16 protein-coding genes are annotated in these 15,542 nt (G+C 52.9%); 10 read left to right on the forward strand and 6 right to left on the reverse strand.

Going from position 1 to position 15,542, the window contains the following annotated elements:
* The first annotated feature begins 27 nt into the window (after positions 1-27).
* The gene (ggt, locus tag IPG22_16170) at positions 28-1,773 is read left to right on the forward strand and encodes a gamma-glutamyltransferase (protein MBK6589825.1); all 1,746 of its coding nucleotides are present in this window, start codon (positions 28-30) and stop codon (positions 1,771-1,773) included.
* A gap of 287 nt (positions 1,774-2,060) precedes the next feature.
* On the opposite strand, the gene IPG22_16175 is transcribed toward ggt, so the two are convergent.
* The 6 genes from IPG22_16175 to pyrR form a co-directional block, all read right to left on the reverse strand.
* A complete protein-coding gene (locus IPG22_16175; GenBank protein MBK6589826.1) occupies positions 2,061-3,653 on the reverse strand; it encodes a D-aminoacylase in 1,593 nt (530 codons plus the stop codon).
* 1 nt (position 3,654) lies between these two features.
* Positions 3,655-4,452, reverse strand: coding sequence for a TerC family protein (locus IPG22_16180; protein ID MBK6589827.1), 798 nt, complete (start codon positions 4,450-4,452; stop codon positions 3,655-3,657).
* A gap of 16 nt (positions 4,453-4,468) precedes the next feature.
* Positions 4,469-4,984 carry a hypothetical protein gene (locus tag IPG22_16185; protein ID MBK6589828.1) on the reverse strand — a complete coding sequence of 172 codons (516 nt, stop codon included), beginning with the start codon at positions 4,982-4,984 and terminating at the stop codon, positions 4,469-4,471.
* A gap of 11 nt (positions 4,985-4,995) precedes the next feature.
* Positions 4,996-6,279, reverse strand: coding sequence for a dihydroorotase (locus IPG22_16190; GenBank protein ID MBK6589829.1), 1,284 nt, complete (start codon positions 6,277-6,279; stop codon positions 4,996-4,998).
* A gap of 5 nt (positions 6,280-6,284) precedes the next feature.
* A complete protein-coding gene (locus IPG22_16195) occupies positions 6,285-7,232 on the reverse strand; it encodes an aspartate carbamoyltransferase catalytic subunit (GenBank protein ID MBK6589830.1) in 948 nt (315 codons plus the stop codon).
* A 71-nt stretch (positions 7,233-7,303) separates the two neighbouring features.
* Positions 7,304-7,855 carry a bifunctional pyr operon transcriptional regulator/uracil phosphoribosyltransferase PyrR gene (gene pyrR, locus IPG22_16200; protein ID MBK6589831.1) on the reverse strand — a complete coding sequence of 184 codons (552 nt, stop codon included), beginning with the start codon at positions 7,853-7,855 and terminating at the stop codon, positions 7,304-7,306.
* Between the two features lie 110 nt (positions 7,856-7,965).
* On the opposite strand from pyrR, the gene IPG22_16205 reads away from it, so the two are divergent.
* From IPG22_16205 to IPG22_16245, 9 genes are all read left to right on the forward strand, one after another.
* Positions 7,966-9,045 (forward strand): quinone-dependent dihydroorotate dehydrogenase, encoded by a 1,080-nt coding sequence (locus IPG22_16205; protein MBK6589832.1) that lies wholly within the window; start codon positions 7,966-7,968, stop codon positions 9,043-9,045.
* Positions 9,046-9,143: 98 nt separating this feature from the next.
* Complete coding sequence (locus tag IPG22_16210) at positions 9,144-9,662, forward strand: DUF177 domain-containing protein (protein ID MBK6589833.1); 519 nt, start codon at positions 9,144-9,146, stop codon at positions 9,660-9,662.
* A 91-nt stretch (positions 9,663-9,753) separates the two neighbouring features.
* Entirely contained in the window at positions 9,754-9,939 is a 186-nt protein-coding gene (rpmF, locus tag IPG22_16215) for a 50S ribosomal protein L32 (GenBank protein ID MBK6589834.1), read from the forward strand.
* Between the two features lie 83 nt (positions 9,940-10,022).
* The gene (locus tag IPG22_16220) at positions 10,023-11,003 is read left to right on the forward strand and encodes a ketoacyl-ACP synthase III (GenBank protein ID MBK6589835.1); all 981 of its coding nucleotides are present in this window, start codon (positions 10,023-10,025) and stop codon (positions 11,001-11,003) included.
* Between the two features lie 109 nt (positions 11,004-11,112).
* On the forward strand, positions 11,113-12,045 hold the full coding sequence (fabD, locus tag IPG22_16225) for an ACP S-malonyltransferase (protein MBK6589836.1): 933 nt from the start codon (positions 11,113-11,115) through the stop codon (positions 12,043-12,045).
* Between the two features lie 17 nt (positions 12,046-12,062).
* A complete protein-coding gene (locus tag IPG22_16230; GenBank protein MBK6589837.1) occupies positions 12,063-12,302 on the forward strand; it encodes an acyl carrier protein in 240 nt (79 codons plus the stop codon).
* Positions 12,303-12,390: 88 nt separating this feature from the next.
* Positions 12,391-13,632, forward strand: a complete 1,242-nt coding sequence (fabF, locus tag IPG22_16235) for a beta-ketoacyl-ACP synthase II (protein MBK6589838.1) — start codon at positions 12,391-12,393, stop codon at positions 13,630-13,632.
* Positions 13,633-13,714: 82 nt separating this feature from the next.
* Positions 13,715-14,491, forward strand: a complete 777-nt coding sequence (locus tag IPG22_16240; GenBank protein MBK6589839.1) for an electron transfer flavoprotein subunit beta/FixA family protein — start codon at positions 13,715-13,717, stop codon at positions 14,489-14,491.
* A complete protein-coding gene (locus IPG22_16245; protein ID MBK6589840.1) occupies positions 14,488-15,456 on the forward strand; it encodes an electron transfer flavoprotein subunit alpha/FixB family protein in 969 nt (322 codons plus the stop codon). Before IPG22_16240 ends, IPG22_16245 begins: the two co-directional genes overlap by 4 nt.
* The last annotated feature ends 86 nt before the right edge of the window (positions 15,457-15,542 follow it).

The raw sequence follows: 15,542 nt of genomic DNA on the forward strand, positions 1-15,542 counted from the left end.
TTCCGTGCGTCAACCATAATCGTGTCCATGAAATTCCAAAATTCTGGTTTTAGTCGCCGGCTTGCGACTTGCTTCGCAGCTCTATCTCTATTTGTTTCCGTTCTGGCAGCCTCAGTGCCGATCAATGCGTCTTGGCGAGAGCCTGTCAGGGGCAAGAATGCGATGGTGGTCGCAGATCAGGAGATCGCGTCGAAAGTCGGTGTCGAGATCCTGAAGAAAGGGGGCAATGCCGTTGATGCGGCGATCGCCGTCGGCCTCGCTCTTGCTGTGGTTTTTCCCGAGGCGGGAAATATCGGCGGCGGTGGATTCATGATGATCCGGACTAAGGACGGAGCGGCTCACGCTATCGATTACCGCGAGATGGCCCCAGGTGCCGCGAGCCGTGACATTTATGTCGACAAGAACGGCAAGTTGATCACGGGTGAAGGTTCATCGCTAATCGGTTACCGGGCCTCGGGTGTACCGGGAACACTTGCGGGATTTGAGATCGCGTTCAAGAAGTACGGTTCCGGAAAGCTAACATGGCGAGAACTCGTCGAACCGGCGAGGCTGCTTGCGGTGAAGGGATTTCGACTTGAATCCTGGCAAGCGGGCGATCTCGGTTCGCCCAGATCGGTATTGGCCAAGAATGATGAGAGCAAGCGGATCTTTCAGAACAACGGAAAATATCTGGCCGAGGGCGATCTATTGGCGCAGCCGGAACTTGCGCAGACTCTGGGGAGAGTGCAGCGTCTGGGAGCCAGGGAATTCTATTCAGGTCTAACAGCAAAAATGATCGCCGCCGATATGAAGGCTCACAATGGCCTGATCACACTCGACGATCTAAAAAACTATCAGGCAAAAGAACGCACTCCTCTTATAGGTAATTATCGCGGGCATCAGATCATAACCATGCCGCCGCCGAGTTCGGGAGGTGTAGTCATACTCCAGATCCTTAACATGCTCGAGGCTTACGATGTTCGTGCGATGGAATACAACTCTGCGGCAAAATATCAGGTGATGACCGAGGCGATGCGCCGCGGCTTTGCGGATAGGGCTGTGTACATGGGCGATCCGGATTTTTTTGCGTTTCCGGTGGCCCCGCTGATCGACAAAAAGTACGCTGAAAAGAGGGGGGCGACGATTGATCTTGTCAAAGCTACGCCGAGTTCAACGATCGGCCCGGGCGAAGTTCCAGGCTATGAGTCGATGCAGACGACGAACTACACGGTTGTCGATTCGGCGGGCAACATTGTCGTTAATACCTACACGCTAAATAACGGATTCGGTTCTGGTGTCACAATAAAAGGCACGGGCATATTGATGAACAACGAAATGGATGATTTTGCCGCCCAGCCGGGCAAACCTAACGGTTTCGGCCTGATACAAGGCGAAAGGAACTCGGTTCAGCCCAGAAAGCGGCCGCTTTCATCCATGACGCCCACTATAGTTCTTAGAAAGGATGGAACACCCTGGTTTGGGCTTGGAGCACAAGGTGGGCCAACCATAATATCGGCGATACTGCAGGGAATAGTGAACGTGATCGATCATCAGATGAACATACAGCAGGCGATAGACGCTCCGCGTATTCATCATCAATGGTATCCGGATCAGATACTTTACGAGCCATTCGGGATCTCGCCGGACACCAAGAAACTACTGGAGAGTTATGGGCAGAAGTTTGTCGGTCGGCCGCAGTACTTTGCAGGAGCGACAGCGATCATGATCGGTGAAGACGGTGTACGCCTCGGAGCCGAAGATTCGCGTTCACCGGGTGCGGCAGTTGGTTATTGAGGTGCATCCCTTCAAAGCCCGGAAGCATGCATCCCGTTTTGCGAATTGATAGTTCAAAGTTTGCCGGCCATTTAAACCTTTGACCAATCTCCCAGATACCTCTACCAATCAGCGTCTTCTTGCTCGACTGGCAGGGCGGTTCCTTTGACCAAACCGGCGGTTTTGGGCCGAAAAACGTTGAAAATACGCCTGTTTTTGAAAAGTGTGAATCGATTCACACTTTAAATTGACAAAAATTGGCGTCAGGTGTTTTTACACGAAAAGTTCCATTTCAGAACTTCAGATCTCTAGTCGATCTTGCCCGGTCCGTAGAGTGCGCGGCCGGGCATTTTTGTGGTCATTCGGCTGCCGTCAAAAACGACTTCGCCGTTGACGATGACGGTTGAGAATCCGACGGCGTATTGATGCGGCTTTTCGTAGGTGGCGGGATCGCCGACGGTGTTTTCATCGAAGATGACGAGGTCGGCGGCGAAGCCTTCGCGGATGAGGCCGCGGTTTGTCAGGCCGAAGGTTTGGGCGGGGAGCGAGGTCATTTTGCGGATGGCATCCTCTAGAGTGATGATCTTTAGTTCGCGTACGTAGCGGCCGAGGATGCGGGCATTGTTGCCGTAACCACGCGGATGCGGCATTCCCTGGCCGAGGCGTTGAACCCCCGCGTCCGCCGCGATCATCGTGAAAGGCTGCCGCATAATGTTCTGCACATCCGCCTCCTGCATCCCGTGATACACCATGCCCGAACCGCCATTTTCATACATCTGGAGGAACTGCTCGATCTGAGCGTCGAGGTTATCCTTACCGCGTTCGATCTTGGCTATCTCCTTGATATTCTTGCCGTTATATTCCGGCTTGGTTCGATAGCTGGAGACAAATGCGTAGCTGAAATCCTTGAATTTCTTTTTCTTGAGGTCCTGCTTAATTTCCTCGGCAACCTGCTTCCGAACTGCCGGATCGGCAAGGCGCTTTTTGCCCTCGGCACGTCCGCCGGCATTGACCCAGGTCGGGAGCCGCGAGTCTAGATTAGTTGACGAAGCCGTATAAGCATACTGGTCAACCGTCACCGAAAGCCCGCGTTTTCGCGCCGCCTCGACGAGCCCGATGGTTGTCGGAGTCTTGCCCCAAAGTGCGGGAACCTGGATCTTGAAATGCGAGATCTCGACCGGCATATTCGCCTGCTCGCCAATGTTTATGGCCTCTTCGACTGCCTTGACGACCTCGGTGCCTTCGTCGCGGATGTGGCTGGTGTAGATACCGCCGTATTTTGCTGCAGCCTTTGCCATCCCGACGACCTCGTCTGTCTTGGCGTAAGTCCCCGGCAGGTAGATCAGCCCGGTAGAAAACCCGACCGCACCGTCCTTCATCGCCTGCTCGACGTACTGGTCCATCCGGGCCTGTTCTTCAGGCGTCGGAGCACGGTTATCGAGGCCGACTACCTTTGAACGCACCGTATTATGGCCGATGAGGCTCGCGATATTGACGGCGAGCGGCGTCGTCCTTGCTTTGCCGAGGAAAGCTCCAATGTCGAGATCCGATCCGCCGCAGTTGCCGGTGACGAGCGATGTCACGCCCATTCGGATGAAATTCTCAGCCTTTGGATTCGAATATATGTCCTCGGTGTGAGCATGAACGTCGATAAATCCAGGGGCCACGATCTGATTTTTGGCGTCGAGCGTGCTCGTTCCGGCGGGAACCTCGAAACGGCCGACTTTCGCGATCTTGCCGTCCTTAATTGCGATGGAGCCGCGAAACCAAGGGTTTCCGGCTCCGTCGATGATACGGGCGTTTGTAATGACGAGATCGAATCTTTCGGTACTTTGACCCAGTACACCGCTAACTGATGAAAACAAGACGGATATGATCAGGAGTATCGAGATCTTTGACATTCTATTTTGCCTCGGGTTCTGTTTCTATGGCTTTGGCCTCGTCCTCGTCAGAAAAACGATTGTGCAGATGAACTGGAGCTGCTTTCTTACGCAGCCGAATATTCAGCATCTCAACAAAGACCGAGAATGCCATCGCAAAGTAGATGTAGCCCTTCGGAATTGTCTGATGAAACGCCTCGGCCACGAGCATTACGCCGATCAGGAGCAGGAACGAGAGCGCCAGCATTTTAATGGTCGGGTGCCGCTGAACAAATGCCCCGATCTGCCCGGCAAAAAGCATCATCGCGATGATCGAAATAACTACGGCCGCGATCATTATATAGATCCCGTTCGGGCCATAGGTCGTGCTGATCATTCCGACCGCAGTTATAACCGAATCGAGAGAAAATACGATGTCGAGCAGGACGATCTGTATAATTACACTGACAAAACCGGCATAGGTTTTCTTAGAACCTTCGCCTTCTTCTCCCTCCAGGCTGCCGTGAATTTCATGGGTGCTTTTAGCTATTAAGAACAGGCCTCCGAAGAGCAAAACAAGGTCTTTACCGGCAAATCCCCATCCCCAAATAGAGAAGAGCGGCGCGGTCAGCCCGATGACCCATGACAGAGACATCAGCAGCAGAATACGGATACCCAGTGCCAATGCAAGCCCCACATAGCGAGCCTTAGCCCTTTGTTCAGGCGGAAGTTTGCCCGACAGGATCGATATGAAGATCACATTATCGATCCCGAGGACGAGTTCTAATACGGTTAATGTCGCAAACGCGATCCAGATCTGCGGGTCAGAGAGCCATTCCATTGGGTTATTTTAGTTTCTATTCGTTAGATTTGCACGGCTTCGAGATCGCGGCGTCCGCCAGTTTTCGGGCCTTTTCATTCTGTTTGGCTCCGGGCGGAACGACGTCCGTCACACACGACTCATTTTTGCTGATCTTTGAGATCATCAGGTACGACGTACCCTTCTTAATGCCTTCCGGATCTGCAACCTCATAGCGGGCGATCAGAGCCACCGGCACGCCAGCCTTTGTCCGCCACTCGACTTTCTCGCCGATCGACGAAAAGGCGCCGTAGAAATGCCAAAAATTGAGCTCAAATTTCTTTTTGGCAGGCGTAATGATATCGATCGTCTGCCTGATGTCGCCCTCGATCAGGCGGATCTTGTACCCGCCAACGCCCGGACATTCGCCTTCGTATGAGCCGGCGTCCTTCGAACTCGATTTTATCGTCTTACAGGCGGTTGTTTTCGTGCTTGTGTAGACGGACTGGTTTTGGGCAGTTACGGCAAATACCGAGATCGTAAAACAAAATAGAGTGAGTAGAAAAGATTTCATGTTTTTCCTAATTATCGGCGATAAACGATCCTGCCGCCAACTATTGTCGCGACCGGTCCTCCAAAAAATTCCCAGTTATTGAACGGTGAATTTCTTGATTTCGAACGCGATTCCGATGACTTGTAAGTCCACTGCAGATCAGGATCGATGATGGTGATATCCGCGATCGATCCCGGAGCCAAAGTCCCACGTCCAGCGAGCTTAAATATCCGGGCCGGATTGGCCGAGCACAGCTCGACAAGACGAGCGAGGCCGATCACGCCTTTGTGGACGAGTTCATTAAAAGCGAGGCCGATAGCGGTTTCGAGGCCGGTGATCCCCATTGGAGCACGGTCATATTCGAGAGCCTTTTCGTCGGCGTGGTGCGGGGCGTGGTCGGTTGCGATGGCGTCGATGGTTCCGTCGCGGAGGCCTTCGATAATGGCAGCGAGGTGCTCTTCGCTGCGAAGCGGCGGTGCCATTTTCGTGTTCGTGTCGTAGCCCTCGACCGCTCTATCAGTCAGCGTAAAATGATGCGGCGTCACCTCGCAAGTCACGTTCAAGCCTTCATTCTTGGCCCGACGAACAGCCTCGACCGCACCTTTGGTAGAAACGTGAGCGATATGTAAATGAGCCCCGGTCTCTTCGGCAAGTATGATGTCGCGAACCGCGTCGATATCTTCGGCAAGTGCAGGCATGCCTTTAAGGCCAAGTAAGAGTGAGATCTTTCCCTCGTGCATCACGCCGCCGGACGAGAGCGATTTGTCTTCGCAATGATCGATCACCGGCAGGTCGAAATCGCGTGCATACTGCATAGCACGCCGCATAATTCCGGCATTCGGCACCGGACGGCCATCGTCCGAGACAGCAACGGCTCCGGCAGCTTTCATCTCGCCCATCTCGGCAAGTTCGGAACCGTCGGAAGATTTAGTGATCGCCCCGATCGGGAAAACATTCGCCAAACCCGCACGCTCCGCCTGCTCGATCATGTAACGCGTGATCGCGGCATTATCATTGACCGGATTCGTATTTGGCATCGGGCAAACGCTCGTCCAACCACCCGCGACCGCCGCCGCGCATCCGCTCGCGATCGTTTCTTTATGTTCCTGCCCTGGCTCACGCAGATGCACATGTATGTCGATAAAGCCCGGAGCGACGAGCATTCCACTCGCATCGAAAACCTCACAGCCTTCGGGGACGCCTTCCCCGGGTTTGATCCATGCGGTTACCTTGCCGTCCTCAATGAGGACAGACATCCCAGTATTTTCTTGTGCGGCCGGATCGATGAGATGGCCGTTTGCGATCAATAACTTCATAAGAACTAACTGCTAACTACCGAGCCGCCCGTCGCGAGATAAAGAACCGCCATTCTGACCGCCACACCATATTTTACCTGATCCAAAATAAGCGAACGCGAGCTGTCGGCGACTTCTGAAGCGATCTCGATCCCTCGATTCATCGGACCCGGATGAAGGACGATCGCGTCTTTTTTTGCCAGGTCGAGGCGGTCGTTTGTTAGGCCGTAGTGGATCGAATATTCACGGAGCGTCGGAAAATATGCTGAGTCCTGGCGTTCGCGTTGGATGCGGAGGATCATGACGACGTCGGCTCCGGCGATGGCGTCCTCGACGTTCGGGCAGACCGTGAGGCCACTTTCGACGAGATATTGGAAATCGTTTGGAACCAACGTTCCGGGGCCCGCAACCCGGATCTTCGCACCGAGTTTGGTCAGCAGATGGATATTCGACCGAGCCACTCGACTGTGCAGAATGTCGCCGACGATCGCGATCTCGAGGCCGTCGATCTGGTGTTTGTGTTCGCGGATCGTCATCGCGTCGAGCAAAGCCTGCGTCGGGTGTTCGTTCGCTCCGTCGCCGGCGTTGACGATCGCTGCACGGCTTACTTTTGCGAGTTGGTGCGGCACGCCGGCACTCGAATGACGCACGACGATGCAATCCGGGGCCATAGCGTCGAGGTTCAGGGCCGTGTCGAGCAGCGTCTCGCCTTTGGTAACGCTTGACGACGAAACGCTGATATTCACGGCGTCAGCCGAAAGGCGTTTGGCGGCAAGCTCGAAAGATGTGCGGGTTCGCGTCGAGGCTTCGAAAAAGAGATTGATGACGGTCTTACCGCGAAGCGCCGGAACCTTCTTCACCTCACGCGTCGAGATCTCGCTAAAATTCTCAGCCGTATCGAGAATGCCGACGATCTCGGCCGCTGAGAGATTGCGAATTCCCAACAGATCTCTTCTCTTGAATGGTTTTTCCATCTAAACGGTGGCAAGCGGGACGCTTGCTCTCCAGTCATTAAAAAAAGCAAGGCGTTAACCTTGCTTAGCAATTATTCACTCGGCCGTTCAAAAATGCCCACGGCCTCAACATCGTCATATTCTTTGAGCATGACCTTGATGATCTCGGTTTGCTTGGTCGGGACTTTTTTGCCGACAAAATCGGCCTGGATCGGCAATTCGCGGTGTTCGGTGCCACGATCGATGAGGACGGCGAGCTGAACTTTACGCGGACGGCCAAAATCCATTAGCTGATCCATCGCTGCACGGATCGTTCGGCCCGTGTAGAGTACATCGTCAACGAGCACGACGATCTTGCCATCGATATCATGCTCAAGTTCGGTGCGATTGACGATCGGATTTGCTCCGACGGTCGAGAGATCGTCGCGATAGAGCGTTATATCGAGGATGCCGTATAGCGGACGCTCGCCTTCGATCGCCTCGATCTTATCGACGATCCGCTCCGCCAGCGGTACGCCGCGGCGGCGGATGCCGACAATGTAGAGGTCTTTCGGGCCGTGATTCGATTCGACGATCTCGGTCGCGAGCCGCCGAAGGGCACGTTTCATCGCCGCCGAATCCATTATTCGCGACTTTTCTACCAAATTTATTTCGTCAGCCATTGCTGGAGAATCGTAACAAACAGCGGTTGAAAGTTCAAAGTTTGAGGCCAAGGTTTTGATACAACGTGTCTTGAACTAGAATCTTTTCAGCGATGACAACAAAATTGTGGCAAAAATTACTTCGGCCGGTGATGTTTGGTCTCGATGCCGAGCGGGCCCATGAACTCGGGATCGAAGCTCTGAATCTGGGGCTTGTGCCGGTCGGTCCTAATTCTGATGAGCCGAATTTTGGATCGATCGAGAGGTTTGGCTTGAAATTCTCAAACCCGCTCGGGATCGCTGCCGGCTTTGATAAGAATGGCGTTGTGGTGAATCAGCTCGAGAGGCTTGGCTTTGGCTTCGTCGAGGTCGGAACGGTTACCTTTCAGCCTCAGCCGGGAAACCCAAAGCCGCGAATGTTCCGTTTGCCGCAGGATTATGCTCTGATCAACCGACTCGGTTTTAATAATGATGGTGCCGTGAAAGTAGCCGAACGGCTCAAACTGTTAAAAAGAAACTGCGTCGTCGGTGTGAATATCGGGAAGAACAAGGATGTTCTGATCGAAGAGGCAGCTGAGAATTATTTGAGCAGTTTCGACTTGGTTCATCCCCACGCCGATTATGTTGCGGTGAATATCTCGTCGCCAAACACGCCAAACCTACGCGAATTGCAGAGATCGGACAGCCTCGATGAACTCTTGGGAGCATTGCAGAGGCGAAATAGAGAGTTGAGCGGCAAAGGGCCGATCAAGCCGCTGCTCGTTAAGATCGCTCCCGACCTTGCTGCCGGAGAGATCGAATCGATCGTCGATATCGCCCTTAGATATGAGCTAGCTGGAATAATTGCAACGAACACTACCGTCTCGCGAGACGGTCTGAAAACCAGGGACGCAGCAAGTATCGGTTCCGGCGGATTAAGCGGACGGCCTTTGACGGAAAGATCAACGGAGGTTGTTTCAGCTATATATAAATACTCCAAAGGCAAGATCCCGATCATCGGGGTTGGGGGAATATTCGATGCTCAGGATGCATTTGACAAGATCGCAGCCGGAGCATCATTGATCCAGGCTTACACGGGTTTTGTATATGGCGGACCGTATTTCGCTCGTGATGTGAATGCCGGACTCGCCAACATTCTGAAAGACCGCGGATTTCGCTCGCTCGATGAAGCGGTTGGATCCGCGTCGAAATGACGCAATTAGAGGCATTTTATTTGACACGTCACTGATAGTCGCTATAATTAAGGTTTTGCCTTCGCTATGGTTTTTGAGGCGGCGGCAACGATTGATAAATGATCATCGATTTAGCCAGCGTTGGGACGACCGCAAAGCGGATCGAAACTGAGTTCGATCCCTCGGAAATAGACCTTGAAGGCGAACCGGTTCAATTGCGTGGCAATACGGAGCTTTTCGGTGAGATCGTTCTTGTTGATGCGAAGGCTCAGCTGAGCGGAACGGTGAAAGCTCACTTGGTGCTTGACTGCACACGGTGTCTTGATGTCATCGAGCGTGATCTCGAATTACCGTTTCGAGCTATATTCGTTGATTCAAGTGGTGACGATCCAAATGTCGAAGCCGAGGTCAGCGAAGATGCCCTCGATGAATCGCTCGTTCCCGACGGCCATGTAAATATGGCGGAGGTAGTTCGAGAGCAGCTTTTGCTCTGGCTGCCGGAGCAGATCTTTTGCAGGGATGACTGCCGAGGGCTTTGTCCTAAATGCGGTGCTAACCTAAATTTGATAGATTGTAAGTGTGCCGACGAAGATGTTGATCCTCGCTGGGCTGCTTTGAAGAGTTTGAAAAAGGCGTAGGCCGTTGTTCTTAAGTTAACGATCGTGAATAGCAGGGAAGCCCGCGATAACACGATCGGCAATTTATGGATAGCTGTTTACGAGAAAAATTATGCCAAATCCTAAACGACGACATTCACATTCCCGTACGCGGACCCGCCGTGCCCATGATGCCCTGAATACGCCACAGTTTTATCTCGATAAAGATACCGGCGAAGCCAAGGTGCCGCACCGCATCGATGCAAAGACCGGCATGTTCAAAGGCCGTAAAATAATCGACGTTAAAGAAGCTGAATAGTAGTTTATTGTGTTCGTTGAGTGAATGATCGTCCTGCGGTTGAACCTGCCGGACAAACTCGCTACACTCAAAAACCATTACTTATGGCTAACGCGGGAATTATCGGGATGGGACATGCTTATCCGGAGGGCATCTTAACGAATGCCGATCTGGAGAAACTTGTCGACACTAACGATGAATGGATAACCTCCCGCACGGGGATCAAGCAGCGGCACAAGGCTGAAGCGAATGAATATACTTCGCAATTCGGCTCAAAGGCTGCTCTGCAGGCGATCGAACGTGCCGGTTTAAGACCTGAGGACATAGACATTATCGTCTGTGCCACGACGACACCCGATCAAATAATGCCCTCGACCGGTGCCCTGATACAGGCTCAGATCGGGGCTGTTAATGCAGCCGGAATGGACGTGTTTGCTGCGTGTTCCGGCTTTCTTTATGGCATTACGATGGTCGAATCGATGATCCGTACCGGTCAGATCAAATACGCCTTGGTCATAGGGGCTGAGGTTCTGACAAAGTATGTTGATTATACCGACCGCGGGACGTGCGTGATCTTCGGTGACGGCGCCGGAGCGGCAGTGCTCGGGCCAGTTCCGGAAGGGAAAGGTATTCTCGCCACCAAGATCAGGTCTGATGGCCGCTATGAGGAACAGCTTTATGCTCCGGGCGGCGGCACCAAACTGGGTACGACCCACGAAACCATAGATAATCGAGAGCATTTCTTCAAGATGAAAGGCAACGAGCTTTTCAAGGTTGCGGTGCGCTCGATGGCTGATATTTCGGCCGAAATGCTCGAAAAAGCCGGATATACAGTCGATGATGTTGATATTGTTATCCCGCATCAGGCAAATCAGCGGATCACTGACGCAGTTGCGTCGCGTCTTGGCGTGCCCGAGGAAAAGGTTTATTCGAATATCGCGGAAATGGGCAACACATCGTCAGCGTCAATCCCGATCGCCATGGATGAATGCATCCAATCCGGACGGATCAAAGAAGGAAGTTTGGTTCTGCTTACTGCATTTGGCGGCGGAGTGACCTGGGGCGGAACGGTGATTCGATTTTAAGGTCGTTTAAACGCAAAGACGCTAAGGTGCTAAGACGCAAAGCCTTTGGTCTGTTTAAGAAAAAACCTTGCGTCTCTGCTTCTTTGCGACTTTGCGTTAGATTGTTCTGATGAGTAAGACTGCTTATATTTTTCCCGGACAAGGCTCGCAGGCGGTGGGCATGGGGAAAGACCTGTTTGATAATTTTACGGCGGCACGAGAGGTTTTTGAGGCTGCAGATGATGCACTCGAATTTTCGCTGTCGGAAATGTGCTTCGACGGTGACGAGGCTGATCTGCAGTTAACGGCGAATACGCAGCCGGCTATATTGACGGTGTCCGTTGCGGCTTTTCACGCTGCGATGGCTGAAGGATTGCCGGTGCCTGATTTTGTTGCCGGGCACAGCCTTGGCGAATATTCGGCCTTAGTGGCCGCCGGTGTTCTCGATTTTGCGGAAGCGGTGCAAACCGTTCGCAAACGCGGAACTTATATGCAGGAAGCGGTTCCGGTCGGTGTCGGCGCAATGGCGGCAATACTTGGACTAGACGCTGCGACGGTCGAGGCAGGATGTGCGGAAGCTGCTCAAGGCCAGGTTTGCAGCCCGGCGAATATCAATTCGCCGTCACAGGTCGTGATCGCCGGCAATGCCGAAGCGGTCGACCGTGCGTGCGAGATATTGAAAGAAAAAGGAGCAAAGCGGGCGATCAAGCTGAACGTCTCGGCTCCTTTTCATTGCGGTTTGATGATGCCGGCCCAGGAGCGGCTCGCTTTGGACCTTGCGAAGCTGGAATACGGAGCGTTCGAGTTTCCGATATTTCACAACGTTGACGCGGCGGCAAGCAGCGATACTTCGCTCGTCGCGGCAAAGCTCACGCAGCAGGTTTCGTCGCCGGTTCGCTGGCTGCAGACGATCGAGAATATGCGGGCTAACGGTGTCGAGAAATTCATCGAGATCGGGCCGGGAAAGGTTTTGACAGGGTTGGTTAGACAGATAGATAAAGAAGCGGTCTACGCCAACATTGAAAATACGGACAGTTTGAGAAATACTTTAGAAACGCTATAAAACAGGAGATTATATTTATGTCAGAAGTACAGGATAAGATCAAACAGATCATCGTTGACGAACTCGGAGTCGACGAAGCAGAAGTTACTGAAAATGCCCGGTTCATCGAAGATCTCGGCGCCGATTCGCTCGATCTCGTCGAACTCGTGATGCGTTTCGAAGAGGAATTCGATATCGAAATTCCTGATGAGGACGCAGAGAAGATCCAGGGCGTTCGTGACGCTTACGCATACGTTGAACAGCATAAAGCTGCTTAGTTTTGATCGTTGATGGTTGACCGTTGATCGTTGTTCGTTGCGTGGTTTTTTCCAACCATCATCGAACAACGATCAACTAACTATTTATATGAAACGTCGAGTAGTAGTTACAGGACTCGGTTCGGTTACGCCTTGCGGAAATGATGTGCCCACGACCTGGGGCGCTTTGATGAAGGGCGAGAACGGGGCTGATTTTATTTCCAGGTTCGACACCGAGAGGTTTTCCGTAAAGTTTGCGTGTGAGGTAAAAGGGTTCGATCCGCTTAGTTTCCTCGATAAAAAGGAAGCCCGGCGGATGGGGGCATTTACCCATTTCGCTCTCGCAGCCTCGGATGAGGCGATGAAACATAGCGGACTTGTTATCGACAGCTCGAATGACGAAATGATCGGAACATACATCAGTTCCGGCATCGGCGATTTCTGGGCGATCGAACGTGAGCACGAAAAGCTTCTGAATCAGGGGCCTGATCGCGTTTCGCCATTCTTTATTGTCTCCGCGATCGTAAATCTTGCTTCCGGCAACGTTTCAATTCGCCACGGTGCGAAAGGCCCGAATTCGGCTACGGCGACCGCGTGTTCCGCAGGTGCTCACGCGATTGGGGACAGTTTCCGTATCATTGAACGCGGTGACGCTGACGCGATGATATGCGGCGGTGCGGAAAGTGCGATAACGCCGATGTCTGTCGCGGGGTTTGCGTCAATGCGGGCTCTTTCGACCCGAAATGACGATCCCAAACACGCCTCGCGGCCGTTCGATCTTGAACGAGATGGCTTCGTTATTGGCGAAGGTGCGGGAATTCTGATCCTTGAAGAGCTTGAATTTGCCAAGGCTCGGGGTGCCAAGATTCTTGCCGAGATCGTCGGATATGGTATGAGCGGTGATGCGTTTCACGTAACGATGCCAGACGAAACAGGTTCGGGAGCGATCCGTGTGATGCAGCGTGCGTTAAAAGATGCCGGGCTCGATCCAAGCCAGATAGGCTACATCAATGCCCACGGAACGTCGACGCCGTATAACGATAAATTTGAGACACTCGCGATCAAAAAGGTCTTTGGCGAAAACGCTTATAACATCCCAGTTAGTTCGACAAAATCCATGACCGGTCACGCACTCGGTGCCGCCGGCGGGCTCGAAGCCGTATTCTCGGTCAAAGCCCTGATGGAAAACAAACTGCCGCCAACGATCAACTACGAATTCCCGGATCCTGATTGTGATCTCGATTACATCCCAAATCAGGCCCGCGAAGCGAAGGTCGATTACGTGCTTTCGAACAACTTCGGATTCGGCGGAACCAATGCTTGTTTGATATTCAAACGATACAGCGAATAGTTTCAACAGAAAGCGTCTGTGCCCGTTTTGAGCATTGGCGCTTTTCTTATATCCTACAAATGAATGACCATTCATTTTTAATATGAAAATTATCGTACTAATGAAACAAGTCGCCAATAAAGATGCCGTACTACGCATCGCGGGCGATGAAAAATGGATCAACGAGGCTGATATCTCGCAGCAGACCAATGAGTCTGACGGATATGCTCTCGAGGAAGCTCTTCGGACCGTCGAAGCTAAAGGTGCAGGCGAGGTCGTCGTTTGCACGCTTGGGCCGCAGACCGCGAAGACCGTTATCAAAGACGCTCTCGCTCGTGGTGCTGATCGAGCGATCCACGTTGTCGTGGACGACAGCAAGAGCCTTTCGCCGTATCAGATCGCGAAGGCGATCGCCGATGCGATCCGCGAAGAGAATGCAGACCTTATTTTTACCGGGCTGCAGTCTGACGATGCGAGCCATGGGCAGACGGGCGTGATCCTGGCAGAATTGCTCGGCATTCCGCACGCGACCATTGTGATCGAAGTTGACCGTGCTAGCCTCAGTGACACGCTCCGTGTCAAACGTGAACTCGAGAGCGGCTGGTATCAATGGTTTACCTACAAGATGCCGTCATTGCTGACGATCCAGTCGGGCATATCGCAGATCCGTTACGCTTCGCTCAAAGGCATCATGGCCGCGAAGAAGAAAGAGATCCGCGACGTCACGCCGGCGATCGAGGCATTTGCATCGGCTTCAAGAGTTGAAAAAGTTTACCTGCCTCTTAAATCCAAACAGACCCAAATGCTCGGCAATGGAGATGCTAAAGCCGGTGCGGTCGAATTGGTTGAAAAGCTCAGAACGGAGGTTCGCGTCATATGATCTTAGTATTTATCGAACACAAGGATTGCGTCCTCAACAAAACCTCGCTCGAAGCGATCACCGCTGCTCAGGCGATCGGCAAAGACCTCGGCCTTAAGGTTGCGGCAGTTCTGCCGTGCGACAAAGATTGCTCGCTCGCTCAGGAGATCGCCGGTTATAACATCGAAAAGGTCATCGTTGCAAAGAATGAGAAACTTGGCACCTACACACCCGACGGCTATGCGGATGCTTGGGAACAGGTTGTTAAAGCGACAAATCCGCAATACGTCGTGATGTCGCACACCTATCAGGTTCGTGATTTCGCTCCGAAAGTTGCGGCGCGTCTCGGTCGCGAGGTCGTTGGCGACTGCATCCGCTACAGAGCAGATGGTGGTAAACTAACGCTCACACGCCGTATTTTCCTTGGCAAGCTTGATGCTGATGTCACTATCGGCGGTGATGCCCCTTATTTCGTCACTTTCCAATCGGGCTCGTTCCGCGGTGACAGCGCCGAAAAGGGAAGTGCTGCGGTTGAGACGATGGATGTGAGCGTCGGCGAAATACGCATGACGCCCGAGGCTCCCTTCCAAGAAGCAAAAGCCACGGTCGATCTCAGCAAATCCGAGATCATCGTAGCGGTTGGCCGAGGTATCAAATCGCAAGAGAATATCGCCCTTGCCCAGCAATTGGCTGACGTTCTCGGTGCTGACCTTGCTGCCTCACGTCCTATCTGCGACAGCGATTGGCTGCCGATCGACCGCCAGATCGGTTCGTCGGGCCAGACCGTCGCTCCGAAGGTGTACATCGCTCTTGGCATTTCCGGTGCGATCCAGCATATCGTCGGCATGAAGAACGCCGGAACGATCATCGCCGTCAACAAGGACGCTGAGGCTCCGATCTTCGACATTGCCGATTATGGCATCGTCGGTGACCTGTTTGACGCGGTACCGGTGTTGATCGAAGAGATCAAGAAAGCGAAAGGCTAGTCGCCAACACATTCCAGTACGTTAAGCACGGGCCGGGAATTTCCGGTCCGTGCTTTTCTTTGCGCTCTTTCCGGCCTCCTCCAATG

Source organism: Acidobacteriota bacterium (genome assembly GCA_016703965.1).
In the GTDB taxonomy this organism is placed as follows: Bacteria; Acidobacteriota; Blastocatellia; order Pyrinomonadales; family Pyrinomonadaceae; genus OLB17.